This window comes from Dyadobacter endophyticus (assembly GCF_014641595.1).
In the GTDB taxonomy this organism is placed as follows: Bacteria; Bacteroidota; Bacteroidia; order Cytophagales; family Spirosomataceae; genus Dyadobacter; species Dyadobacter endophyticus.
Genome location: NZ_BMIA01000003.1, coordinates 332,315 through 355,878, shown reverse-complemented (window position 1 = coordinate 355,878; position 23,564 = coordinate 332,315). Strand labels below are relative to the sequence as shown.

The 23,564-nt window shown below is 48.7% G+C and carries 21 protein-coding genes and 1 other RNA gene; 14 read left to right on the top strand and 8 right to left on the bottom strand.

Going from position 1 to position 23,564, the window contains the following annotated elements; all coding sequences use genetic code 11:
- The first annotated feature begins 13 nt into the window (after nucleotides 1-13).
- The 8 genes from IEY24_RS21235 (at nucleotide 14) to trmD (ending at nucleotide 7,562) form a co-directional block, all read left to right on the top strand.
- Nucleotides 14-961, top strand: a complete 948-nt coding sequence (locus IEY24_RS21235) for a DUF2279 domain-containing protein (RefSeq protein WP_229222812.1) — start codon at nucleotides 14-16, stop codon at nucleotides 959-961.
- Nucleotides 962-1,014: 53 nt separating this feature from the next.
- Entirely contained in the window at nucleotides 1,015-1,998 is a 984-nt protein-coding gene (locus IEY24_RS21230) for a Smr/MutS family protein (protein ID WP_188935807.1), read from the top strand.
- A gap of 94 nt (nucleotides 1,999-2,092) precedes the next feature.
- Nucleotides 2,093-3,433, top strand: a complete 1,341-nt coding sequence (locus IEY24_RS21225) for a DUF4403 family protein (protein ID WP_188935805.1) — start codon at nucleotides 2,093-2,095, stop codon at nucleotides 3,431-3,433.
- Between the two features lie 108 nt (nucleotides 3,434-3,541).
- Nucleotides 3,542-3,951: RNase P RNA component class A (gene rnpB, locus IEY24_RS21220), an RNA gene on the top strand.
- Between the two features lie 63 nt (nucleotides 3,952-4,014).
- Nucleotides 4,015-5,526 carry an OmpA family protein gene (locus tag IEY24_RS21215; RefSeq protein WP_188935803.1) on the top strand — a complete coding sequence of 504 codons (1,512 nt, stop codon included), beginning with the start codon at nucleotides 4,015-4,017 and terminating at the stop codon, nucleotides 5,524-5,526.
- Between the two features lie 142 nt (nucleotides 5,527-5,668).
- Nucleotides 5,669-6,247: a 30S ribosomal protein S16 gene (locus IEY24_RS21210; protein WP_188935801.1), complete on the top strand. Its 579-nt coding sequence runs from the start codon at nucleotides 5,669-5,671 to the stop codon at nucleotides 6,245-6,247.
- A gap of 90 nt (nucleotides 6,248-6,337) precedes the next feature.
- On the top strand, nucleotides 6,338-6,898 hold the full coding sequence (gene rimM, locus IEY24_RS21205) for a ribosome maturation factor RimM (RefSeq protein WP_188935800.1): 561 nt from the start codon (nucleotides 6,338-6,340) through the stop codon (nucleotides 6,896-6,898).
- The gene (gene trmD / locus IEY24_RS21200; RefSeq protein WP_188937279.1) at nucleotides 6,888-7,562 is read left to right on the top strand and encodes a tRNA (guanosine(37)-N1)-methyltransferase TrmD; all 675 of its coding nucleotides are present in this window, start codon (nucleotides 6,888-6,890) and stop codon (nucleotides 7,560-7,562) included. The genes rimM and trmD overlap by 11 nt, the downstream gene beginning before the upstream one ends.
- 80 nt (nucleotides 7,563-7,642) lie before the next feature.
- On the opposite strand, the gene IEY24_RS21195 is transcribed toward trmD, so the two are convergent.
- Complete coding sequence (locus IEY24_RS21195) at nucleotides 7,643-8,086, bottom strand: GNAT family N-acetyltransferase (protein WP_188935799.1); 444 nt, start codon at nucleotides 8,084-8,086, stop codon at nucleotides 7,643-7,645.
- 51 nt (nucleotides 8,087-8,137) lie between these two features.
- On the bottom strand, nucleotides 8,138-9,169 hold the full coding sequence (locus tag IEY24_RS21190) for an RluA family pseudouridine synthase (RefSeq protein WP_188935798.1): 1,032 nt from the start codon (nucleotides 9,167-9,169) through the stop codon (nucleotides 8,138-8,140).
- Nucleotides 9,170-9,207: 38 nt separating this feature from the next.
- Here IEY24_RS21190 and IEY24_RS21185 point away from each other — a divergent pair, with 38 nt between their 5' ends.
- Complete coding sequence (locus IEY24_RS21185) at nucleotides 9,208-10,104, top strand: 1-aminocyclopropane-1-carboxylate deaminase/D-cysteine desulfhydrase (RefSeq protein ID WP_229222810.1); 897 nt, start codon at nucleotides 9,208-9,210, stop codon at nucleotides 10,102-10,104.
- Here IEY24_RS21185 and IEY24_RS21180 read toward each other — a convergent pair.
- From IEY24_RS21180 to rfaD, 3 genes are all read right to left on the bottom strand, one after another.
- Nucleotides 10,094-12,367 carry a monovalent cation:proton antiporter family protein gene (locus IEY24_RS21180; RefSeq protein ID WP_188935797.1) on the bottom strand — a complete coding sequence of 758 codons (2,274 nt, stop codon included), beginning with the start codon at nucleotides 12,365-12,367 and terminating at the stop codon, nucleotides 10,094-10,096. The two genes, IEY24_RS21185 and IEY24_RS21180, sit on opposite strands and share 11 nt — an antisense overlap.
- A gap of 99 nt (nucleotides 12,368-12,466) precedes the next feature.
- Entirely contained in the window at nucleotides 12,467-13,912 is a 1,446-nt protein-coding gene (gene sufB, locus IEY24_RS21175) for a Fe-S cluster assembly protein SufB (protein WP_188935795.1), read from the bottom strand.
- A 193-nt stretch (nucleotides 13,913-14,105) separates the two neighbouring features.
- Nucleotides 14,106-15,071, bottom strand: coding sequence for an ADP-glyceromanno-heptose 6-epimerase (rfaD, locus tag IEY24_RS21170; RefSeq protein ID WP_188935793.1), 966 nt, complete (start codon nucleotides 15,069-15,071; stop codon nucleotides 14,106-14,108).
- 177 nt (nucleotides 15,072-15,248) lie between these two features.
- On the opposite strand from rfaD, the gene IEY24_RS21165 reads away from it, so the two are divergent.
- From IEY24_RS21165 to IEY24_RS21155, 3 genes are all read left to right on the top strand, one after another.
- Complete coding sequence (locus IEY24_RS21165; RefSeq protein WP_188935791.1) at nucleotides 15,249-15,668, top strand: 6-pyruvoyl trahydropterin synthase family protein; 420 nt, start codon at nucleotides 15,249-15,251, stop codon at nucleotides 15,666-15,668.
- A 39-nt stretch (nucleotides 15,669-15,707) separates the two neighbouring features.
- Nucleotides 15,708-16,814, top strand: coding sequence for a lipid-A-disaccharide synthase (gene lpxB / locus IEY24_RS21160; RefSeq protein ID WP_188935789.1), 1,107 nt, complete (start codon nucleotides 15,708-15,710; stop codon nucleotides 16,812-16,814).
- Nucleotides 16,815-16,982: 168 nt separating this feature from the next.
- Nucleotides 16,983-17,933 (top strand): bifunctional helix-turn-helix transcriptional regulator/GNAT family N-acetyltransferase, encoded by a 951-nt coding sequence (locus IEY24_RS21155; protein WP_188935787.1) that lies wholly within the window; start codon nucleotides 16,983-16,985, stop codon nucleotides 17,931-17,933.
- Here the strand turns inward: IEY24_RS21155 and IEY24_RS21150 are convergent.
- Both IEY24_RS21150 and IEY24_RS21145 read right to left on the bottom strand, forming a co-directional pair.
- A complete protein-coding gene (locus IEY24_RS21150; RefSeq protein WP_188935785.1) occupies nucleotides 17,926-18,519 on the bottom strand; it encodes a Uma2 family endonuclease in 594 nt (197 codons plus the stop codon). The two genes, IEY24_RS21155 and IEY24_RS21150, sit on opposite strands and share 8 nt — an antisense overlap.
- A 78-nt stretch (nucleotides 18,520-18,597) precedes the next feature.
- On the bottom strand, nucleotides 18,598-19,851 hold the full coding sequence (locus IEY24_RS21145) for an asparagine synthetase B (RefSeq protein ID WP_188935783.1): 1,254 nt from the start codon (nucleotides 19,849-19,851) through the stop codon (nucleotides 18,598-18,600).
- A gap of 198 nt (nucleotides 19,852-20,049) precedes the next feature.
- Between IEY24_RS21145 and IEY24_RS21140 the strand changes: the two genes are divergently transcribed.
- Together IEY24_RS21140 and IEY24_RS21135 are read left to right on the top strand one after the other, a co-directional pair.
- Nucleotides 20,050-20,637 carry a Crp/Fnr family transcriptional regulator gene (locus tag IEY24_RS21140; RefSeq protein ID WP_188935781.1) on the top strand — a complete coding sequence of 196 codons (588 nt, stop codon included), beginning with the start codon at nucleotides 20,050-20,052 and terminating at the stop codon, nucleotides 20,635-20,637.
- Between the two features lie 102 nt (nucleotides 20,638-20,739).
- Nucleotides 20,740-21,525 (top strand): alpha/beta hydrolase, encoded by a 786-nt coding sequence (locus IEY24_RS21135; protein WP_188935779.1) that lies wholly within the window; start codon nucleotides 20,740-20,742, stop codon nucleotides 21,523-21,525.
- Between the two features lie 64 nt (nucleotides 21,526-21,589).
- Here the strand turns inward: IEY24_RS21135 and IEY24_RS21130 are convergent, their stop codons facing one another.
- On the bottom strand, nucleotides 21,590-23,305 hold the full coding sequence (locus IEY24_RS21130) for a hypothetical protein (RefSeq protein WP_188935777.1): 1,716 nt from the start codon (nucleotides 23,303-23,305) through the stop codon (nucleotides 21,590-21,592).
- Between the last annotated feature and the right edge of the window lie 259 nt (nucleotides 23,306-23,564).

The window sequence follows — 23,564 nt, the reverse complement described above, 5'->3', positions numbered from 1 at the left end:
CCGGTGTGATCGAATGCGTTTTACTCTTCATTGTTTACTGATTTGCCTCCTGGCTGGAACGCTGTCTCCCGTGTGCGCGCAGGTGCCGCCGGTCGACACGCTTGTCCGCGACACGCCTGTCCGGGACACGCTTGTTCGGGACACCGTATCTCAGGTGAGGCCCAACTACAAAATGCTCCGTGGTATTTTTGCCGCTCAGTCGGCCATTTACCTGGGTACCATTTACGGATTGAGCAAATCGTGGTACAAAAATCCGTTGACCAAATTCACGATCGAAGACGACAGCCGCGAGTGGTTACAAATGGACAAAATGGGGCACCTTTACACATCTTACCAGATTGCCCGCCATACTGCGGCATTGTATAAAAAAACAGGTATTTCGAAACGGCAGATGTTGGTTTATGGCGCCATTTCCGGGATTATTTTTCAAACACCGATCGAAATTCTCGACGGCTTTTCGCCCGACTATGGTTTTTCGCCCGGGGACATGATCGCGAACATTACGGGTTCGGCATTATACCTCGGCCAGGTAGCGCTGTGGGATGAGGTTCGCATTCAGCCCAAGTTTTCATTTCACTACACTTCGCTTGCGCATGTAAGGCCCCAGTTGCTCGGAAGCACCTGGTCGGAGCGATGGCTGAAAGATTATAACGGGCAGACTTACTGGTTCTCGGCCAGCCCCAGGTCGTTTTTTAAGGGCTCCGACTGGCCTGCCTGGCTGTGTTTTTCAGTAGGTTATGGTATCCAGAATATGGTCTCGGCTCAGAAAGACGTAAGCATTGAAAAGGGTTACCGGCCTTACCGGCAATATTATTTATCGCTGGATATCGATCTCACGAAGATCAAAACGCGGAGCAAGTTTGTTAAGACGCTGGGTTTCCTGGCCAATTCCATCAAAATTCCAGCCCCTGCATTGCAGATCAGCAGGAAAGGCGTGGACTTCAAACCATTTTATTTTTAACAGTATTATTTGAATCGAAAAGTGGTTCATCTGATCGGAAAGCAATATTTACTATGAATATCGGAGATAGAGTACGGTTGGTGCACGGTAGGGAAGAGGGGGTTATTTACGCTTTTTTGCCTGGTAATGTGGTGGAAATCGAGATCGAGGACGGGTTTCGCATTCCCGTTCTCAGAAACGAGATTGTGACGATTTCGCCTGTGGAATCGCAACGAATGGTCAAGCCCGAAGAACCGAAGACAGTGGCGGCACGTGCGGATGTGATCGTACCGCGCAATGCTCCATTCGCAGAAAAAGGTATTTACCTGGCATTCATTTCCGTGAACGACCGTTCATTGACTGTTCACGTCATTAACAATACCGACTGGATATTACCATTCACAGCCGTAGCGGCTTCCGAATCGGTGACTACCGGCCTCGCTGCCGGCGTTTTGCAACCGCGCACTTCGCAAAAGCTGACCGAAGTACTGATGAAGGATTTCGAGTCGTGGCCGGTTTTCGACATTCATGCATTGTATTTCCGCGAAGGCAATCACCAGTTGCCCGTCGCATTGAACAAACGTATTCGTTGCCGTGCCCAGTCGTTTTACAAAAACAAAGGCAAAGTGCCGGTGTTGGCGAAGGATGGCTTTGTGTATCAGCTGGATGAAGAAAATCTGAAACGCGAGTCGCCCGGTATTTCGGAGGATATCGCAGGGGAGATCAAGGCGAGTATGCTTGGTCAACCGGTTTCGGAGCAAAACACCCTTCCCAAACCCGATCAGGTGGTCGATCTGCATATCGAAAAGCTGGTTAACAACCACAAAAGCCTGTCCAGTGACGCGATACTGAAAAAGCAGCTGGATATTTTCGAGAGTAACCTCGAATCGGCCATTGCCAATGGAATGGACGAAATTACGTTTATACATGGCGCTGGCAGCGGCGCTTTGAAAAATGAGCTGCACCGCAGGCTGGGAAAGAACCAGCATGTGCAATTTTTTAAAGATGCATTAAAAGAGAAATTCGGATACGGTGCAACCCTCGTCAAAATCAAGTAATGTATACGTCAGGCGCGGTTATTTTCTGGTAATCGCGCTGGCAGCCGTTGTTTTTTGGAGCTGCGGTTCTAAAAAAACCTCCCCTAAGGCCCCTATGGAAGAATACAAATATTCGGATAAGGAGATCCAGAACGAGAAACATTTGTCGGTGCTGAACGTACCGGTCGAGATTCCGGTTGCGGAAATCGAAAAGCAGATCAACAACCAGATCAAAGGGTTGATCTACGACGACGACAGTTACGAGGACGAGAATAACGACAACCTGAAAGCGAAGGTGTGGAAGATCAGTCCTATCAAAGTCGTCGCGATCGATTCTTCGTTTCTATTTGAAGTACCACTGAAAATCTGGGTGAGTGCCGGGTATAAGGTCAGTCCGCTGGGCATGACGATGTCGGGATACAAAGATACCGAGTTTTCAATCCGCATTCGGCTGATTTCCAAAATAGGCATTACGCCGTCGTGGCAGATTAAATCGGAAACCTATGTTGACAGTTACGACTGGCTCAGCGAACCGAACATCCGCGTGGCGGGCATCAATATCCCCATTAAGGGAATGGTGAGCCGTATGCTGAACAAGAATTTTGATAAGATCACCGAGGCCATCGACGAGCAGGTAGCAACGAACCTCGCACTCAAAAAGAATGCGGAGCTGGCCTGGAACATCGCGAGGCAGCCGGTTATGCTCGCTAAGGAATATGATACTTGGCTGGTGATCGTGCCCACGGGTGTGGAGATGACGCCCTTACTTGCGAAAAATAATATCCTCCGTTCGGTCATTGGTATTAAAGGTTATACGCAAACTATTACGTCGGCAGTGAAACCCGCCGTGGCGCCTGGACAGAAGCTGCCCGACTTGCGGATTGTGGATAAGGTCCAGGACGACTTCAAGATCGGGTTGATCAGCCTGGTGTCGTATGAAGACGCGGCAAAATTGGCTACCAGGCAGTTTGCCGGCGAGAAGTTCTCGTTTTTGAGCGGAAAGTATAACGTGGAGGTTACTTCCGTTGAGATGTACGGGCAGAACGACCGGCTGGTGATCAAAGCCGGGCTGAAAGGCAGCATTAGCGGCGATATTTATTTAAAGGGAACCCCTTACTATGATCCCGCCACGCAGCAGTTGTCGCTCAAAGGCCTTGATTACGACCTGGATACCAAAAGTACGATCGTCCGGACAGCCGGCTGGCTCTTGCAGGGACAGTTCAGCAGGATGATGGAAAAGCGGATGGTGTTTCCGGTTGGCGGCCAGATTGCCGACGCAAAAAATACCATCCAGAAAACACTTGCTAACTACAAAGTCACCGAAGGTGTAGTTGTAAAGGGAATACTTTCCGATATTGTGCCCGATAAGGTTTACCTCACTCCGAAACATCTTTATTCTGTTGTATTTGCGACTGGAAAAGTGAATTTGAAAGTCGACGGATTGAAAGGAATCTGATCAGAAATTTGTACAAAAATCAGCCAGAGTGCCATCTTTTTTTACTTTTTATGGTATATTGACTGCTGATCGAAAGAAAGTATTTCTTAGCTTTGTGGTCAGAGGAAAGGTCTAAGCTGTCCTGCCGCTGCGGTTTTTAAACCGGGGAGGAAAGTCCGGGCAGCACAGAGTGCCGTACTTCCTAACGGGAAGGCAACGTACTGGCGACGGTCCGTTGACAGCAAGTGCCACAGAGAAGATACCGCCCTGGCATATTTTTTGTATGCCTCGGTAAGGGTGAAAAGGTGGAGTAAGAGCCCACCGGTTCCCTGGTGACAGGGAATGCATGGTAAACCTTACGGGCTGAAAGATCAAATAGGTGTCGGTTAATGGGGCTACTCGTCTCTGTTCCCTCGGGGACGCCGGCACGGGTAGATCGTTAGAGGTTCCGGGTGACCGGAATCCTGGATAAATGGCAGGAGCGGAGATCGGGCAACCGATCGAAGTGACAGAATCCGGCTTATAGGCTTTGGCTTTTTTTCTGATTTTTGAATTTGTTTATAATGCTATATTTGAATTGAATCACATAACGCGTGTTTCCCATGAAGAAAAAGAATCTTTACGTTGCTTTACTTTGTTCTACCCTCCTGAGTTACAATACGTACGCTCAAAATCGCACGTATGATGGACCCAACAAAATGAATACTTGGTCGATCACAGGTTACGGAGGTATTACAAAATTCTTCGGAGATTTGACCCAGTACAATGGCTTCAAGCGTGGAGACCGGGAAGAATTAACAGGTGGTTGGGGGCTTTCAGTCAACAAGCAGCTTTCGCCGCTTTGGGGTATCCAGCTGACGGGTTACAACGGCCGTCTTCAGGGAGCCAAGGACAATCACCAGAGCTCGCTGAGCGGTGATACTTACAGTGCCACTTTCAACAGCCCATCATTTGTTCAATTGACATTGGACGGAACACTTAACGTGAACCGTTTGCTGCTCGGTTACAACAAATTGCGCCGTTGGAAAGTAGATGCGCATTTGGGAGGTGGTATCATTTACTACCACACGGACGTAGACTACACCAACGTAACCAAAGGAGGTCCTGAAAAACATTTCTCCACCAACACCGATGCCAGTTCGAAAACAGCTGGTAAATGGGAACGAAACGGATCCACTTATACACGCGAATGGGTAGTGCCGGTTGGTTTTACCGTTCACTACGAACTTAGCTCACGGTTCGACCTTGGTCTGGATTACACCCATAACTTTGTGAATACAGAGAAGCTGGATGCGACTGTTGGAGGATTGAGCGACTACGATAGCCAACAGGGAATCTGGACGTTTGCAAAAGGTGATTCGAAAAACGATGCTTACGGAATGCTGTCACTGGCACTTACCTACAAGCTTGGTAAGAATGCGGTAAGAGCAAAAGATGGCAAATACGATGCAGCCGCAGGTCGTTACCACCTGCGTTGGGCTAACCCACAACAGCTGATCCCTGTACCTTACAACCCGACTATGAACGATGCGGATTCAATCGCGAAAGCTAACATGCCTAAGCCGGTTGACCCACGTCTTTATACTGACTCTGATGGTGACGGTGTAGCCGACCTGTTCGACAAAGAAGCGAATACACCTGCTGGTAGTATCGTTTCAGGGGGTGGGGTAGCATTGGATATCGACAAGATCATCCGTGACGCTATCAAAAACAACCTGCCGAAAGACGAATGCGAAGCCTTGTTCAGTAACATTGAATTCGATACCGATAAGGCTATCATCCGCAACCCATCGAAAGAAACACTTAGCAAAGTAGTTGAGCTCCTGAACATGCGCACCAACTGCCGCATCGTACTCGTAGGTCACACGGATGCCCGTGCTTCCGACAGCTACAACGTATCCCTGTCACGTCGTCGTGTGGATGCAGCAAAACGCTTCCTGGTTCGTGCTGGTTTGACAGATCCTAGCCGTATCATTACTGAATACTACGGTGAATATCGTCCGATCGCAGAAAACACAACGGTGGAAGGTCTTCAATCCAACCGTCGTGTTGAGATCAAGATTCTGCCTAACAATACAATCCGCTCTACTTACCCGGCTGGTTTCCGCCGCTAGTAGTTTAGGGAAATACACCGAAAAGGGAGGCAAGAAATTGTCTCCCTTTTTTGTTAGCCTATATTTAAAAACAGGAAAGTTTTGCGTACCTTTGCACCCTGTTTAATTACGGGACGAGCTCCCAACCATAACAAATTCACAAATGGCAGTTAAAATAAGATTAGCGCGTCGGGGACGCAAAAAGAAAGCGATCTATGATATCGTAGTCGCAGATGCCAGAGCACCACGTGATGGTCGCTTCATCGAAAAATTGGGTATCTACAACCCAGGTACCAACCCTGCTTCCATCGTTTTGGAATCAGACAAAGCAGTTGACTGGCTTTTGAAAGGTGCTCAGCCAACGGATACAGCCCGTTCAATTTTGCAACACGAAGGTGTATTGCTCCGCAAGCACTTGCAAGTAGGTGTTTTGAAAGGTGCTATCTCGCAAGAAGTTGCAGATTCACGTTTCGAAGAGTGGAAAGGCTCGAAAACAGATCGTAAAGCGACTGCTGCCGATACACTGGCATCGCAGAAAGAGGCTGACAAGAAAGCAAAACTCGACGCTGAACGTAAAGTTAACGACGCTCGTGCTGAGGCGATCGCCAAGAAAAATGCTCCTCCTGTGGAAGAAGCGCCAGCTAGCGAAGAAGTGGTTGAAGAAACTGCTACCGACGAAGCTGCTATCGACGCAACGGATGCAGCAGCAGAAGCTCCGGCCGCAGAAGAGTCAGCAGAATAATTTAATGTTACATACATGCTTTATGGGTCTGTCGGTATTCCGCACAGACTCATATTGTTTTATACAGAACTAAAATATTAAATCCCGCAAATGACACAGGACAACTGTTATTTATTGGGCTATATCGTACGGACCCACGGCACTGCCGGCAACGTGGTGATTTATCTGGATGTGGATTATCCGGACGAATATGACGACCTGGAAACGGTTTATATCGAAATCAAAGGCGAATTGGTGCCTTATTTTATCGAAGACATCAACTTGCAGAAGCAAAGCAATGCGATTGTGACCTTCGAGGATGTTGACACCATCGTAAAAGCACAGGCGCTCGTGGGAAGCTCGCTTTACCTGCCTCTGGAAGAACTGAACGAGCTCGGTGATGACGAGTTTTACTATCATGAAATCAAAGGTTTCACGGTGGTAGACGAAACGAAAGGCGAGCTTGGTGTGGTGCGCGAAGTGTATGCTTTGAATGGTCAGGACCTGATCGCGATGGATTACCAGGGCTCGGAAGTGCTGATCCCAACAGCCAATGATATTGTGATTAAAGCTGATAAGGAGGCTAAATCGCTGCTGGTAAACCTGCCGGAGGGCCTGTTGGAAGTTTATCTCGATAACTCATCAGAAAGCATTCCCGATGATGCGGATTGATATATTGACCTGCGTTCCGAACCTGCTCGACAGCTTTTTCGCGCATTCCATCCTGAAACGGGCGCAGCAGGCAAATCACGTGGAAGTGGTAATCCACGACATCCGCGATTACTCGACTAATAAGCACCGTACGATAGACGATTACGCATTCGGCGGCGGTGCCGGAATGGTGTTGCAGATCGAGCCGATCGCGCGCTGCATTCGCGCATTACAGGGTGAAAGGGAATACGACGAGATCATTTACCTCACCCCGGACGGCGAGCAAATGCAGCAGCGAATGGTGAATCAGCTTTCGTTAAAAGGAAACCTGATGATGCTATGCGGGCATTACAAGGGCGTCGATCAGCGTGTGCGTGACCTTTTTGTGACCAAAGAAATCAGTATTGGGGATTACGTACTTTCGGGCGGAGAACTCGCCGCCGCTGTACTTTCAGACGCCATTATTCGCCTTATTCCCGGTGTTTTGAATGACGAAACTTCCGCGTTGACGGATTCATTTCAGGACAATCTCCTGGCGCCTCCGGTATATTCCCGCCCGGCCGATTTTGAAGGGCATCAAGTACCCGAGATCCTCATGTCGGGGCATGAAGCGAAAATCGAGGAGTGGCGTTACGAGCAATCGCTCAAAAGAACCAAGGAAAGAAGGCCGGACCTGTTGCAATGACAACGGGCGGCCCGGCCTACGCGGTCCGACCTACGCGGTTCGACCTACGCGGTCCGACCCCTAACTATGCCTGTAATCGCTTAAAAATCCAGGTTACAGTTAATCCATTCATTATCGAAATTGGTGCCGTATTTGCGGTAGAAATTAACCGCCGACGTATTCCAGTCGAGCACCTGCCACATCATTCCCGTACAGCCTACATTTTTTGCGGCAACCACCGTTGCGTCAAATAAAATCTTACCGATCCCGTTACCACGCATCGATTCGGTTACGATTATATCTTCCATGTAAAGCCGTTTTCCCTTCCAGGTCGAGTAACGATAGTAGTACAGGCAAAGCCCGATGATCTTCGAATCCACTTCGGCAACGAAAAAGTCGTACAGTTTTTCGTTGTAATCCCGGGTCATTTTATCAACATTGTTGGTCACCTGGTTCAAGGCCCGTTCGTAGATCGCAAGCTCTTTTACCAATTCAAAAATTGCTGGTATATCCTCAGCTGTTCCCTGCCTGGTCGAGATATTCATGATAAGCGTTTTATTGATTAGAAAGGTTAAGAATCGAGAATATACTATTTCCTACTGAGAGTTCACATAGTTTTCCCACTTTTCGAGGATGGCCTGGAAACCTTCCGGCAGATCGGTGTCGAATTGTATCCATTGCCGCGTCGTTGGATGTATGAAACCTAATGATTTTGCATGCAATGCCTGTCCCGGAATGAGGCTGAATCCGTTTTCGATCATCGCCTTGTAACTGCCGCTCGAAACACCCCGCAGGATCTTGTCGCCTCCGTACATCGGATCATTGAAGATCGGGTGGCCAATATGCTTCATATGCGCGCGTATCTGGTGAGTGCGACCGGTTTCGAGGTTGCATTTAATCAGCGACACATAGCGAAGCGGTTTAATAACCTCGTAATGCGTCACTGCATGTTTGCCCTGGCTCCCGTCTACGTATATGTCCATGACGCGCCTGTCGCGCACGCTGCGCCCGATGTGCCCGGTTATGGTTCCTTTTTCGGCTTTGGGTTCACCCCAGATCAATGCGTGATAGGTTCGTTCAATTGAATGATCGGCGAACTGGCTGGCCAGGAAAGTCATGGCGAATTCGGTTTTCGCGATCACGAGCAAGCCGGATGTGTCTTTGTCGATACGGTGCACCAGTCCGGGACGACCTTCACCGTTCCTGCCGGTTGGCAGTTGCTGGAAGTGATATACCAAACCGTTGATCAGCGTGCCTGTCCAGTTGCCGTAAGCCGGGTGAACAACCATTCCAGCCGGTTTATTGATGATCATCAGCACGTCGTCCTCATACACGATATTCAGCGGAATGTCTTCCGGCACAATTCCCGTGTCGCGCGGAGGCTCCGGGAGCGAAAGCGTGATCACATCCAAAGGCTTGACCTTGTAGCTGGCCTTCGTCGGCTGGCCGTTCACCTTTACGGCCTCCGCTTCGATCCCGTTTTGTATTTTTGTCCTGGAAGCGTTGGCTACGTGAAGATTCAGGAATTTGTCCAGCCGCATCAGGCTTTGACCTTTGTCGGCGACGATGCGGTAATGTTCAAATAAATCATCCTCTTCCGAGGCAATATCAACAAGTTCTACGGACATTCTTTTTGGAGTTACTATCAACAAAATTATCAAAATAAGTGGATTTACTAAGTCCAACGATACCCACGCCCCTGCAACGGCTCTCTAATACGGATATTGAGCGGGCGGCGGTTCAATTGTTTATCAAACGCGACGACCTCATTCACCCGACTGTTTCGGGTAACAAATGGCGGAAATTGAAATACAATTTACTCGAAGCACAGGCCGGCGGCGAAAAGGCAGTGCTGACTTTTGGCGGGGCGTATTCCAATCATTTATACGCAACAGCGGCAGCGGGACGCGCACTAGGCCTGGATACAATCGGCATTGTAAGGGGCTTGGAACTGGAACGTGAGCAAAATGCGACCCTGCAATTTTGCCGCGAGCAAGGGATGGCGTTACATTTCGTAACGAGGGAAGAATACAGGCAGCGCAATTCGGAAGACTATCTTAAACGGATTTCGGAGCAGTATGGAAATCCATATATGATTCCTGAGGGAGGTACTACCGGGCTCGCGCTGAAAGGCGTCGCCGAAATGGTCGGCGAGGTAAAAGGTCAGCTAGGAATAATGCCGGACTTCATGGCAACAGCAGCCGGGACGGGCGGTACAGCGGCAGGGATCCTCTCCGCGGGAGCTGATGTGCTTGCTTTTTCCGCATTAAAAGGCGGAGATTTTCTCAGTAAAGACATTCATGAGCTTCTGCACGAATACAAGCGGCCCGGGCACCTTACATTGCTCACCGACTTTCACTTCGGCGGTTATGCCAAATGGAACGATGAATTGCTGAAATTCATGCAAGATTTCCGGGCCGAATTTGATATCCAGTTAGAGCAGGTGTATACCGCCAAGATGTTTTACGGCCTTTTCGACCTCATTAAAAATGGTTATTTCAAAGCCGGAACAACGATTGTAGCGGTGCATACCGGCGGATTGCAAGGTTTGATCAGGGCGTAGCCACCTCGACTTCTTCCTCGTTATTGGCCGGTTTATTGGCAATAAATTCCTTGATAAGCTCCTTGTCGCCTGCGATCCATAACACGTCCTGGTTCTCAATTACCATCGAAGAATCCGGGTTGAGAATACGCTCGCCGTTCCTTTCCAGGCCGACGATCATGCCGTGCGTCATTTCCCGGATCTGACTTGCGCGGATGGTTTTGCCGCGGATATTGTGCTGGGTCTTCACTTCAACGCGTTCGAGTGCGATATTATCCTCGTGCGCCATATACACATCGCCATTCGTACTGACTTCAATGTGGCTTCTGAAAACATCGAGCTGATCGTCCGTGCCGATTACTTCAATGCGATCGCAGGGATAGAGCACCTCGGTGGGCCGGGGCAAGTGGATGGTCTTGCTTCCCCGCTCGATCAGCACTACGTTAATTCCGAATCTTTCCCGGATTTTGAGCTCCTGCAAACTTTTACCGATCATGGTGGAGTCGGCACTTACTTCGAGGAATGCGAAATGCGCGTCCCAGGGGAGCAGGATCCTTTTAGATTTACCACTTCCTTCAAGCTGCCTTGCATTGAGATTTTGCAAGAACCGGTCTTCGATTTTGTGGTAAAACTGTTGAAGCCTTTGATAAAAAATGGCGAACCCCAGTACCATAATGCCGCCCGCTACAATGAATGCGGTCTTTGTCGAGAAGAATGAATTGAGCAGGAAGGCCATTAGCAGAATGGCGATTATCACCCGCGAAAGTTCAAGCAGCAAAAGCGGGCCGCGGCTGTATTTGCGGCTCAGCCAGATGGCGGAATAGGCTTTTCTGTTGCCCCTTTTGAAAACCAGCGCCCACAAAAAAGGAGATATCAAGAGGAATGTAATGCCAAATAGCACCGAGTTGGTAAGGAAAGTTTCGGGTACACGTGTATGCAACTGGTGCGCGAGCTGGCGCGACGACGCGAGGATGATCCCGACTACAACAACCGAATTTAATATCACCGTTTGGGCGTACGATTTAAGAATTTGGTTCCATTGTGTGGTGTGTACGATGGTTTCGGTACTGGTGCTGTACCGGTTCAGGTAGAGCCGCCATTTTTCGGGCAAGCGTCTGTCCAGCCATTCATACAGTGGTTCGGAGGCCTTCATCATGTAGGGTGTTGCAAATGTTGTGATCACGGAAACCCCCACGGCAATCGGGTAAAGGAACCCACTCGTGACTTTCAGTGATAGGCCCAGATTGGCTATAATGAACGAGAATTCGCCGATTTGCGACAAGCTCATACCTGATTGCAGCGATTTTTTTAGCGGCTGACCGGAAATTACCGCCCCTAGTGTAACGAACATGGTTTTCCCGAATATTACAACGAGCACCAGAATGGCCGTCGGAACCGCATAGTCAAGCAATAAGCCGGGGTTGATCAACATGCCCACGGAGATAAAGAACACAGCCCCAAAAAGGTCCTTCACCGGTTTCAGCAAATGTTCGATTTTCTCCGCATGCGTAGTTTCTGCAAGAATAGAACCCATGATAAACGCACCCAATGCAGCGGAGAACCCGGCCTGGGTTACCAGGAATACCATTCCGAAACAAAGCGCGACAGAGGTGATCAGCACGCTTTCGTCGTTCATCAGGTGCCGGTAGCGCCGCAGCAGGGTAGGGAACACAAAAATGCCGCCCAGAAACCAGATTGTGAGGAAGAAGAAGAGTTTTAAGCTCGATTGGATTAATTCAAATCCTGCAAACTGCTGGCTGAGGGACAATGTCGACAGCAAGACCATGAGTAACACGGCGGTTAGGTCCTCTATAACCAGAATCCCCATTACCACACGGGTGAATTTTTGGGTTTTCAGGCCCAGTTCATCAAATGCCCGGAAAATAATGGTTGTGGATGAAATGGCAATGATACCTCCCAGGAAAAGGCTGTCGGTTTTACTCCAACCGAGCAATTGGCCCGTCAGGAAGCCGGTTCCCAGCATCATCGAGACTTCAAACAAACCGGTAATGGCGGCCGTGTTGCCTACTTTGACCAGTTTTTTGAAACTGAACTCCAAACCCAAATTGAAGAGCAGGAATATCACACCGATCTCCGCCCAGATTTCGATGGTTTTGATGTCGGTAATGGTGGGGAACAAATGGAAATTGGGACCAACAAGTAACCCGGCCAAAATGTAACCCAGCACGACAGGCTGCTTCAATTTCTTGAAGATCAGGGTAATGATACCCGCCATCGTGAGTATTAAAGATAGGTCAATGATTAGTTGTGGAACGTGCGTCATGAAGGGGTGGATCGTTGATGGAAAATTTACTGAGATGAATAAAATACAAAAAGCCTTCGACGAATCAAAGGCTTTCTGTGTTTTATCTTATCGGAAATTTTAACCTACACTTCCTTCCAGGCTGATTTCCAGTAGTTTTTGCGCTTCGACGGCAAATTCCATCGGAAGCTGGTTTAATACTTCTTTAGCATAGCCATTCACGATCAATGCAACGGCTTGTTCGGTAGGAATACCGCGCTGGTTGCAATAGAAAAGAATGTCTTCACCGATCTTCGAAGTGGTCGCTTCGTGTTCTACGGTGGCCGACGGGTTGTTTACCTCAATGTAAGGGAAGGTATGCGCGCCGCATTTATCGCCAAGCAACAGGGAGTCGCATTGCGAGAAGTTGCGTGCCTTTTCCGCCTTTTTAAATACCTGAACCAAACCGCGGTAAGAGTTCTGGCTCTTTCCGGCAGATATACCTTTGGAAACGATCCGGCTTTTTGTGTTTTTACCGATGTGGATCATTTTCGTGCCCGTATCGGCTTGCTGCATATTGTTGGTTACAGCTACCGAGTAGAACTCACCGATCGAATTGTCGCCTTTCAGGATCACCGAAGGATATTTCCAGGTAATCGCAGAACCGGTTTCAACCTGTGTCCAGGAAATTTTCGAATTGGGGCCGTCGCAAAGGCCGCGTTTTGTCACGAAGTTGTAAATACCGCCTTTCCCTTCTTTATCGCCTGGATACCAGTTCTGTACGGTCGAATATTTAACATTTGCATTGTCGTGTGCGAAGATTTCAACCACCGCAGCGTGCAGCTGGTTTTCATCACGCATTGGCGCTGTGCAACCTTCGAGGTAGCTCACGTGGCTGTCCTGGTCGCCGATGATCAGCGTTCGTTCGAATTGCCCTGTTCCGGCCGCATTAATACGGAAATAAGTCGAAAGCTCCATCGGGCAGCGAACGCCTTTGGGGATATATACAAATGATCCATCGGAGAAAACCGCCGAGTTCAACGCTGCATAGTAGTTATCTTTCGGAGGTACAACCGAGCCCAGGTATTTCTTCACAAGCTCCGGATGCTCACGAATCGCCTCGCTGATGGAGCAGAAAATGATGCCTTTTTCTTTGAGCGTATCCTTGAAAGTCGTGAAGACCGACTCGGAGTCCATTACCGCGTCAACGGCAATGCCGGAAATCCTTTTTTGTTCATTCAAAGAAATTCCCAGCCTTTCGAAAGTATTGCGCAACTCGGGATCGATGTCGTCGATACTCTCCACCGCCTTCTTTTTCTTTGGCGCAGAGTAATATTTGATAGCCTGGAAATCGATAGCCGGATAATGCACATTCGGCCATTTCGGCTCGTCCATAGTCAGCCACAAATGATATGCTTTCAGGCGCCATTGCAGCATCCATTCGGGTTCATTCTTTTTGGCAGAGATAAACCGGACAATATCGTCATTAAGACCCGGAGGGGCCTCATCTGCCTCAATGTCAGTTACAAAGCCGTATTTGTATTCCGAACTGGTGATTTCCTCCAACAATTCTTCTTCTTTGCTCATAGTCGTAATAATGTCACACTCTGGTTGGTATCATGCTAACACAGAGAAGTGGGATTGAGTTTAATCAGAAGGTCAAAAATACGGAAAATTGTGGAGATTACGGTAGCTGAAGGTGGAAATAGGTTTTCGACCGATTAAAACAAAAGACGCGCCTGGCCAGACGCGTCTTTTGTTTTTTGGTAGGCGAAAAGCGTTATAAATAGGTTTTTGACGACAGGTAGTTCTTTACATAATCGTCGATACCGTCTTCCAGGCTGCTGAACGGACGGGTATATCCTACCGAGCGCAGCTTGCTCATATTGGCCTGGGTGAAATACTGGTATTTGTCGCGGATATCGGCCGGAGTATCGATAAACGAAATGTCCGGCGTCTTACCCATTGCCAGGAATGTGTTGGTAACGAGGTCTTTGAAAGTCCGCGCCTTACCGCTTCCGAGATTGTAAATACCCGAGTTTTTGCGGTGGTGCATGAAGAAAATGCAGACGTCGATCAGGTCTTTTACATAAATGAAGTCACGCATTTGCTCACCATCCTTAAAATCCGGGTTATGAGAGCGGAAAAGCTTCATTTTCTCCGTCGCATTGATCTGGTTATAAGCATGGAATATCACCGAGGCCATCCGGCCTTTGTGGTATTCATTAGGCCCGTAAACGTTGAAGAATTTCAGGCCGGCCCAGAAAAAAGGCTTTTTCTCCTGCGCCAATGCCCATTTGTCGAATTCGTTTTTGGAATCGCCATAGGGGTTTAGTGGTTTCAACTGGCCGATCGTCGATTCATTATCGTCGTACCCGTGCTCGCCCAACCCGTAAGTAGCTGCGGACGACGCGTACACGAGGGGGATCTGATATGCTACGCATTTCTCCCAAATGCCTTTGGAATAATTTACATTCAGTTCATCAAAAATTTCCTTGTCGAATTCCGTGGTATCGGTACGCGCGCCGATGTGAAAAATGAATTCCACGTCGCGGTTGTTCGCATCCAGCCATTCGAAAAGTGCATTCCTTTCTACTTTTTCCTTGATAATCTTTCCTTCGAGGTTCTCTGCTTTCTCGATTTTGGAAAAATCGTCCACTGCAATAATGTTTTTAAAGCCGTCCTGATTGAGGCGGCTGATAAGCCCGCTGCCAATAAAGCCGGCTGCTCCTGTTACGATAATCATCTAGATTATATGTTAAACGGTAAAAAGAATGCCAGATAAGAGTAGCGAACCACGTCGATCTACTCTTAAATTTTAAGATCGAAATAGGATTTTTTTTAGTTATCCTCTTGTTAACAAACAAAACTACGGATACAAGGTGTAATTTTGCGCCAGAATTATCAAGTGGCAGGAAGTTTTATGATTTACGTAACAAGAAAAGAGCATTTCAATGCGGCGCACCGGCTTTACAATCCGGCGTGGACTGATGAGAAAAACCAGGAAGTATTTGGCCCCTGCGCCAACAACAACTGGCATGGGCATAATTTTGAGCTGATTGTTACCGTAAAAGGGAAGCCGGATCCGGATACGGGTTTTGTGATTGATCTGAAAGTGCTGGGCGATATCATGAAAGAGCAGATCGTCGACAAGGTTGACCACAAGAACCTGAACCTTGACGTGGATTTCATGCAAGGCAAGATGGCTTCCTGCGAAATATTCGTGATGGAAATCTGGAATATCCTCGAACCGTCCATCGCGCAGGCCGCGCCGAATGCGAAACTGCATTATATAAAGCTGATCGAGACACCTAAGAACTTTGTGGAGTATTATGGGGAATAGGTTGACTGCCGCCGGCCGACTATCGACAGCCGGTCGCTTATGAGATATTACCTGATCGCGGGCGAGCGCTCTGGGGATCTGCATGGTTCCAACCTGATCAAGGGTATCAGGGCCAGTGATCCGGATGCGCAATTCAGGGGCTGGGGCGGCGATATGATGGAGGCGGAGGGTATGAGCCTAGTAACTCATTATAAGGACACCGCCTTTATGGGTTTCCTGGAAGTGGTCATGAACCTGCGGACGATTACCGGTTTTCTCAAAAAATGTAAGGCTGATATCCTCGATTATGAGCCGGATGCATTGATCCTCATCGACTATCCGGGCTTCAACCTGCGCATTGCTTCATTTGCAAAGTCGAAGGGGCTGAAAGTGTTCTACTACATTTCTCCGAAAGTCTGGGCGTGGAATCAGAAACGCGCCTGGAAGATCAAGGCCAATGTGGATCACATGTTCGTGATTTTCCCGTTCGAGATCGATTTTTACAAAAAATACGATTACCAAGTGGATTATGTGGGCAACCCGCTCATGGATGCTATTGCAGCATTTCGCCCCGATCCCGATTTTCGCCGGAAACACCACCTCGACGACCGGCCCATCATTGCATTGCTTCCGGGCAGTCGCAAGCAGGAGATCATCGGCATGCTCGACACCATGCTGACGACACAAAAGCATTTCCCGGAGTATCAATATGTGATTGCAGGTGTGAAGAATTTGCCTTCTACATTGTACGATCAACATTTATCCGGCGGCAAGACTTCGATTGTATACGAAAGTACTTATGATCTGCTGTCAGTCGCGGACGCGGCACTCGTGACTTCGGGTACGGCTACATTGGAGACGGCTCTTCTCAAAGTACCGGAGGTGGTTTGCTACCGCACGAGCACTATTTCGTATGCATTGGCCAAGCGGCTGATCCGCATTCCGTTTATTTCTCTGGTAAATCTGATATTGGAGAAAGAGGCTGTGCGGGAATTGATCCAGGATGAGTTGAATGAAGAAAATCTCGTGGCGGAGCTGAAATGCATTGTGCCTGGCGGCGATAAAAATGTAGGGCAAATGCGGGATTATGAACGCCTTGCGGAGTTGGTAGGAGGTGCGGGAGCTTCTGAACGGACAGGCGGTTTAATAGTTAAATATCTCCAATAACTTTCAAATCCTCAGGAAGTACCTGGAAGTCTGCCGTAACCATCGTTGTGTCCATCGTTTTTTCCTTTCATTAATTATTTTAAACAAAAAGGCAGCACAAAACGCATCTTTGTTTGTTAATTACGTAGCTGTCTACGTATATTTGAACTTAAATTACAATATTTTGAAATGAACATCTTCAATGAAGTAGGCGCTCTGGCAATTTCAACGCGTTTGCAGCGGCTGAGCGATCAGTTCCGGAAGGACGGCGTGCTCATTTACCAGCACAATGGGATCAACTTCGAACCGAAATGGTTTCCGGTCATTTATGCGCTTCATGCGAAGGAAGCTTTGGGTATTATGGAGCTTTCGGAGGAAATCGGATACGCGCATCCGTCCACGATTAGTCTTTTAAAGGAGCTGGAAAAAGAAGGGCTCGTGGAGTCATTTAAGGACGGGCGCGACGAACGGAAACGTATGGTGCGACTTTCCGGGAAAGCCAAGGCCCTGGTGGAGCAAATGCAGCCTGTTTGGGGGAAAATCCGGAAAACTGCGGAACAGATTATCGATAATGCAAATAACCTTTTGCAAGCTATGGACGAAACAGAATATCAACTCAACAAAGAAGGATTTTTTGAGCGCTACAAAAGAATGGAAAACGAGGAGACCAATGCAGCCATTCGAATTGTAGACTACACACCGGAGTATGCACAAGCCTTCTACGACCTAAACTACGCCTGGATTTCCGAGACCTATGAAGTAGAGCCGGAAGATGAGAAGACGCTTTCCAATCCCGAAACCTATTATCTGAAAGACGGCGGCGCGATCCTGATCGCGCTGTACGGCGATGAGCCTGTTGGTACCTGCGCGTTAAAGCGCAACGGCGATGTAGTTGAAATGAGCAAAATGACTGTTTCAAAAAGCATGCGGGGGAAAAAGATCGGCGATTTGCTGGGTAATGCAGTGATTGAGAAGGCGCGGGAGCTGGGAGCGAGCAAAGTGATCCTGTATTCGAACCGGAGAGGCTCGGCGGCAGGTATTAATCTGTACAAAAAGCTGGGCTTTGAGGAAGTGCCGCTTACGGGGCATAACTTCAAACGGGCGGATATTAAGATGGAGCTGGGATTGATGCCTAGTTGAATATCTTTTCCAAATCGATTTTTAGCTCGGGAAAAATGGACGATTGCACCGATTCAACTGCTGGCTGCAATCCCACATATTTTCCTGTCTTATCGAGCACGTATACCAACACCGCATTTTGAGACGGTTCAACAAGCCAATATTCCCGGACGCCGGATTCCTGGTACAATTCAAACTTGTTATGCATCTCTGTATTCGAGTTGCCGGGAGAAAGTACTTCAACGATCAGATCCGGCGCTCCTAAACAACCACGCTCGTCTAATTTTGCCTCGTCGCATATTACACACAGGTCCGGTTGTACCACGGTGTAGATTTTTTGATCCGCGACATTTTGGTCCTTTCTAGGCAATCTTACATCGAACGGAGCGAAAAAAGCCTGACAGTAATGGTTTTCAAAATAACCACCTATCCTCAAATGTAATTTCGCTGAGATTTGCTGATGCCGGGTACTCGGCGCGGGTGACATCTTAAAAATCTTCCCCTTAATCAGTTCCACGCGCTCCTTGAAATGCCAAAGCAAATAATCGGCGTAAGTATAAGTTCCGCTCAGGTCTAGTTCGTTGATATCTGTTACGATTGTGGGCATAGCGCGTTCTTTTAAGTAAATCTACCCAAAATACCACCGGAAGTCAACAACGGATGAGCAGATGCCCATTCTGAATGATCAAGTCTTCCGTTTCTTTTTTCGAGCGGAAGGAAACAGCACGTTGTTCAATATCAGCCGGTAACCCGGCGAGTTGGGATAGAGGTTCAGGTCGGTTGGCATCCGGCGACCACCTCCGCCGCGGCCTTCGGGATCGTGGCCGCCGTAGAAGGTCCATTGCCCGCGACCAAGTTCACCGTAGATGTAGCGGTCGGAGTTGCTGCTGGTGCCCATGACGAGCGAGCTCGGTTTGACGGTGTATTTGGAGAATGCGGTGGTTTGTCCGAAAAACTCGCGGATCAGGTGCTCGTGGTTTTGCACGAGCATGGCGGGTATCACGTCCCATTTAGCCGAAAAATCGAATAGGGAGAAATAGGCATCGTTTTCGCCCCAGCCCCGGTAGCGGCCGGCCGCGGAATTGATATCCGAGAAATTCATCCCGTCGTACTCGTCGAGTTGCAATTTGAAATTGTAGAATGCGAATGTCTTGTCGAAATCCAGCTTGGACTGGGCGTCCGGATCTATGCCGTCGCCGTCGAGGTTATCCACAATGTCTACGCCTTCGGCTGCAAGGGCAATATCGAACGTTTCGGCGCCGGAGCACATGGCGAATAGAAAGCCCCCGCCGGCGCAAAACTCTTTAATGGCCTTGGCGACGGCAAGTTTCATTTTGGGTACTTTGGAGAAACCATAACGACTGGCAATGGCTTCCTGGGCTTTGATATCGGCCTCACTGGTACGGCGCAGGTTTTTCCCGAATTGCCCCGTGAAGTCCTCATGGTGCAAATGCAGCCAATCGTATTTGGGAAGATCGCCGCGGAGTATTTCTTCGTCGTAAATGACTTCAAAAGGGATTTCGGCATATTTGAGCACAAGTAACACCGCGTCGGTATTTTCAAATTCGGCCGGACTGATCTTGATCGGCGAGTACACCGCGATTTTCGCCGCCTTGAACAGTTTCACCACATCCATATTCACATTCGGATTGCTGATCTCGTTTACGATCTGGGCACTTGCCGCCTCCGAAAGCACTTCATAGGAAACCGCCCTCAGTTTGCACTCATTTTCAATCGATTTGCTGTATTGGATTTTAAAACTACCACCCCGGTAATTAAGCAGCCAATCGACTTCAATATCCCCTTTCAGCAGAATGTAAGCCAGTCCGTATGCCTTCAAATGGTTGGTTTGCGTATTGTCCATCGGTATCAGGATCTGGTTTGCCAGACAGACCTGCGCCAGGAAAACCAGCACGAGCGGTAGAATCTTTCTCAGCATAGTTAAGAAACGTTTGAGGTCCGAAGCTGCATCGTCAGGGGAGGTAATCAAATTTAACGAATAATCGGCATTTTAGGTGGCTGGTAATGAGGTTTTTGTATGAATATCCCGGCCCCGGTGGCCTAGTGCCCGATTCGATTCGGAAATAATGCATTTGCTGGCTATTTTTGGAATATACGTCAACCACCTGCATAACTCATGACCGAAACACAAATCCTGAACTACGCCCTCAATCAGTTCGCGGGGATCGATGCCGAAGCATTTGAATTGTCGGCGCCGTACTGGCAACGAAAGACCTACGGGAAAGGAGAGTTTTATAATGAATACAAAAATGTTTGCAAGTACCTGGGGTTTATCCTCGACGGTGTGTTCCGGACTTACTATATAGATGACGAATCGGCGGACGAGAAGAATGTCTTTTTCTTTTCAAAGAACCAAGTGGTGGTAGCGTATAAGAGTTTCGTAACACAAACGCCGTGTAGCTATTATACGGAATCGATGACGGAGTCGACCGTACTGTACATTCATATAAATCATCTCAATGAATTATATGGTAGGTCACATCATTGGGAGCGTTTCGGTCGGCTGGTGGCGGAAACTGCATTTAACCTGGCCATGAACCGTGCCGAGGAATTCATGTTCCGTACGCCCGAGCAGCGTTACCTCGAACTGATCCAGAACCATCCCGACATTTTTAACAACGTCCCGTTGTACCATATAGCCTCTTATCTGGGCATTCAGGCACCTTCTTTGAGCCGGATCAGAAAAAGAATGGTGGGTAAATGACGATCTTAACTTGGGTTAAGAATATAGTCTGGCTTTGTGCTGAATTTTGTCATGTTCAAAGATTGAACAAGAAAGAAAATCAACTTTTAACCGATAGAAATCATGAAAGCCAATAACACCAAAACCGTCGTATTTGTAACAGGTGCATTCGTAAGCCACAATGGCTGGGACCAATGGAAAATGTATTTTGAAGGCCAGGGTTACACCACTTACGCACCGGCCTGGCCCCACAAAGATGCACCCGCCGCTGAACTGAGAGACAGACAACCCAACGATACCGCACTGGCCGGTCTGACATTCAAAGAGCTGGTCGACCATTATGCCGATTTCATCAAAGCATTACCCGAAAAACCGATCATCATCGGCCATTCTCTGGGCGGTTTGATCACACAAATTCTGATTAACCGTGATTTAGGCGTTGCAGGTATCGCCATCCACCCAGTTCCCCCACAAGGCGTGATCCCTTACGAATTCTCCTTCCTGAAAGCGGGTTATAAAGTATTCGGGTTGTTTACCTCATTGAAAAAAACTTATCTGATGTCGCTCGCCGACTGGCAATATGCTTTCACCAACGGAATGACGCTCGAAGAACAAATGAAAACCTGGGAAGAGAACGTCATCCCCGAATCCAAAACCGTAGCCCGCGGCGGTATTACTTCCGCAGCCAAAGTGGATTTCAAAAAAGCACACGCCCCATTGCTGATTACCTCGGGTGAATTCGACAATATTATCCCTGCCTCACTGAATCTCCGCAACTTCAAAGCCTACAAAAACAACGGCTCGGTGCTGGATTACAAAGAGTTCCCTGGCCGTAACCACTTCGTTTTAGGTCAGCCTACCTGGAAAGAAGATGCCGATTACATCCTCGACTGGATCAGCAAACATTAAGAACTGATTCGACGCCCAGGCGTAGCGGCCGCCGCCAGGGTTGGAAACAGTTTTAGAATGAGCCTCACGAAAAGCGGATCACATGCTTGAAGGGCGTAAAGCCGGTGAGAAAAACAGTAGGCGCTTCCATGGCTGGCAAGGCTCCCCGTAGTGCGATGTTCTTGTGCAGCGCCAGCCCCGGACCGAAAGAAATGGTGTCACCCCCCAATTCATAAGAGCCGGCTGCCTCTTTTAGCAGCCACGAATCCTTGGTGTTTTCAATTTTGGAAACACCTTTGAGCGTTCCGCCAGGCCTGAAAATCAGTTCCAATGCAGCCGGAACACGCTCGGTACCGTTCGTTGCTACTTCGATTTCCATTCCTCCCGGAGTTTCCCAGATCATTACCTTTGTTTCGAGGATCTGTACCTCGCTTTGGGGCCGAAAATTCCGCGGCATTTTCTCCCAGTCGCCATCCGCGACAATGGATTCTTTCGGGTAAGGCTGAAAATAAGGGCCGTCGAGTTTCTGCGTCAGGACCCATTCTTTCCCATTTTCAATGATTTTCTCAGATTGGAACTGGCCTTTCCCGAAAAAAGAAGATGCAAACCGTACACCTTGCAACACTGCATTGCCCTTCATGAATGTAAACCAGACTGGGTTATTCGCGATGAGCGTGCTGTCCCAGCGGTCCCTGCGTATGCGCACGAGGCCTGAGTTCGGGAAAGTTTTGACATAATCGACGGGCACCGGTTTATCGGCGGGCAATTCGGCCCAAAGCGAAGGATCGGTCAGGAAGTAATCCAGAAAACCCGCCGTTTTCATGGCGGCGGTCTTTTCGATTAAGCGGCACATAGCAGCATACTCGCCGTTTCTGTCCTTGATGGCAAAGTAACGGTAAGGATAATAGTAGTTTTCAAGCGTGCCCACAATGGCCTTGTCCTGCCTCCCGGAAGCGTCTGTTACAATTTCGCCGTTAGGATGCACGTAATACATCGTCATGTCGAGGTTCTTCCGGACGGCGTCGAAGAGCTCCGGTTTTTTAAGGCCTTTGCCGATGGTAATAAGCAGCCGGTCGCTAAGAGAGGAGTAAATGAATGTGCTCTTCTCATTATACTGCCCGTCGCGGTCGATATCGATGTGCTCCGCCAGCCATTGCTCTGCTCTCGCGACATATTTGGGATTGGGCCAGAGCTCGTTCAGTTTGGTCAGTGCGGCCGACACTACCCAGCGGTGGTTGGGCGTATGAATGCCGCCCACGCTCAACGCGTCGCCCCCGCGTACGAGGAACGTTTTCAGGTTGAGCAGCATTTTGTCGGCACCTTCCGTCCCCGATTGTTCGATGAGCCTATACGCCATCGTCAGTCGCTTCACAAGGAAACCGGTGTCGGGCGTCGAATGAAAGTTGGTCGAAAGCAGGTCAATGGTGCCGTCGCTATGTTGGGTTTTGATCAGGTACAATGCGGCCAGGTCCATGCTGGCGAGCAGTTCTTTGGATCGGTAGAATTTAGAGCCCGGCGAAAACAAGCCGCTCGCGCCATATTGGATCAATGCGGCCGTACTATGTGGATTCAGCAGGTCGAAACCATCGCGCAAACCACCGAGGTCCGGGCTTTTGGAGTCTTTTGTTTGAAAAGTCAGCAAGGATTCAATGCTTTTGTCGGCCTGTTTCACCAGCGTCTGAAGCCAATCGGGCATGGAGTCCGCCTGAATGTGATGGGCCGGCCGGTCGCCGGGTGCCCGCATAACAGGTAATGTGCAGAGTGCCAGTGTACTGTTCCTTACGAATTGTCTTCTGTCCATGAAGGTCGGATTAGGTATTTGGGCAGAAAAGGCTCAGAACACCGCGGGTTACTTGCAATTTGTGACGATCCCGCGGGATAAATGGTAGGCCGTTTGCGAACTATCCTGCTTCCCTACGTTCGATTTTTGGTATATTTAATACTAAAATGATATTAACGTTGCAACGGTTACAAGTAAGGGGTTGTCAGTATCTGATGACAAGATATTTCTAGTAGTTTTGTCGGATTTCGTTGAAAACACTTTTTGGAACTGCCCGTTG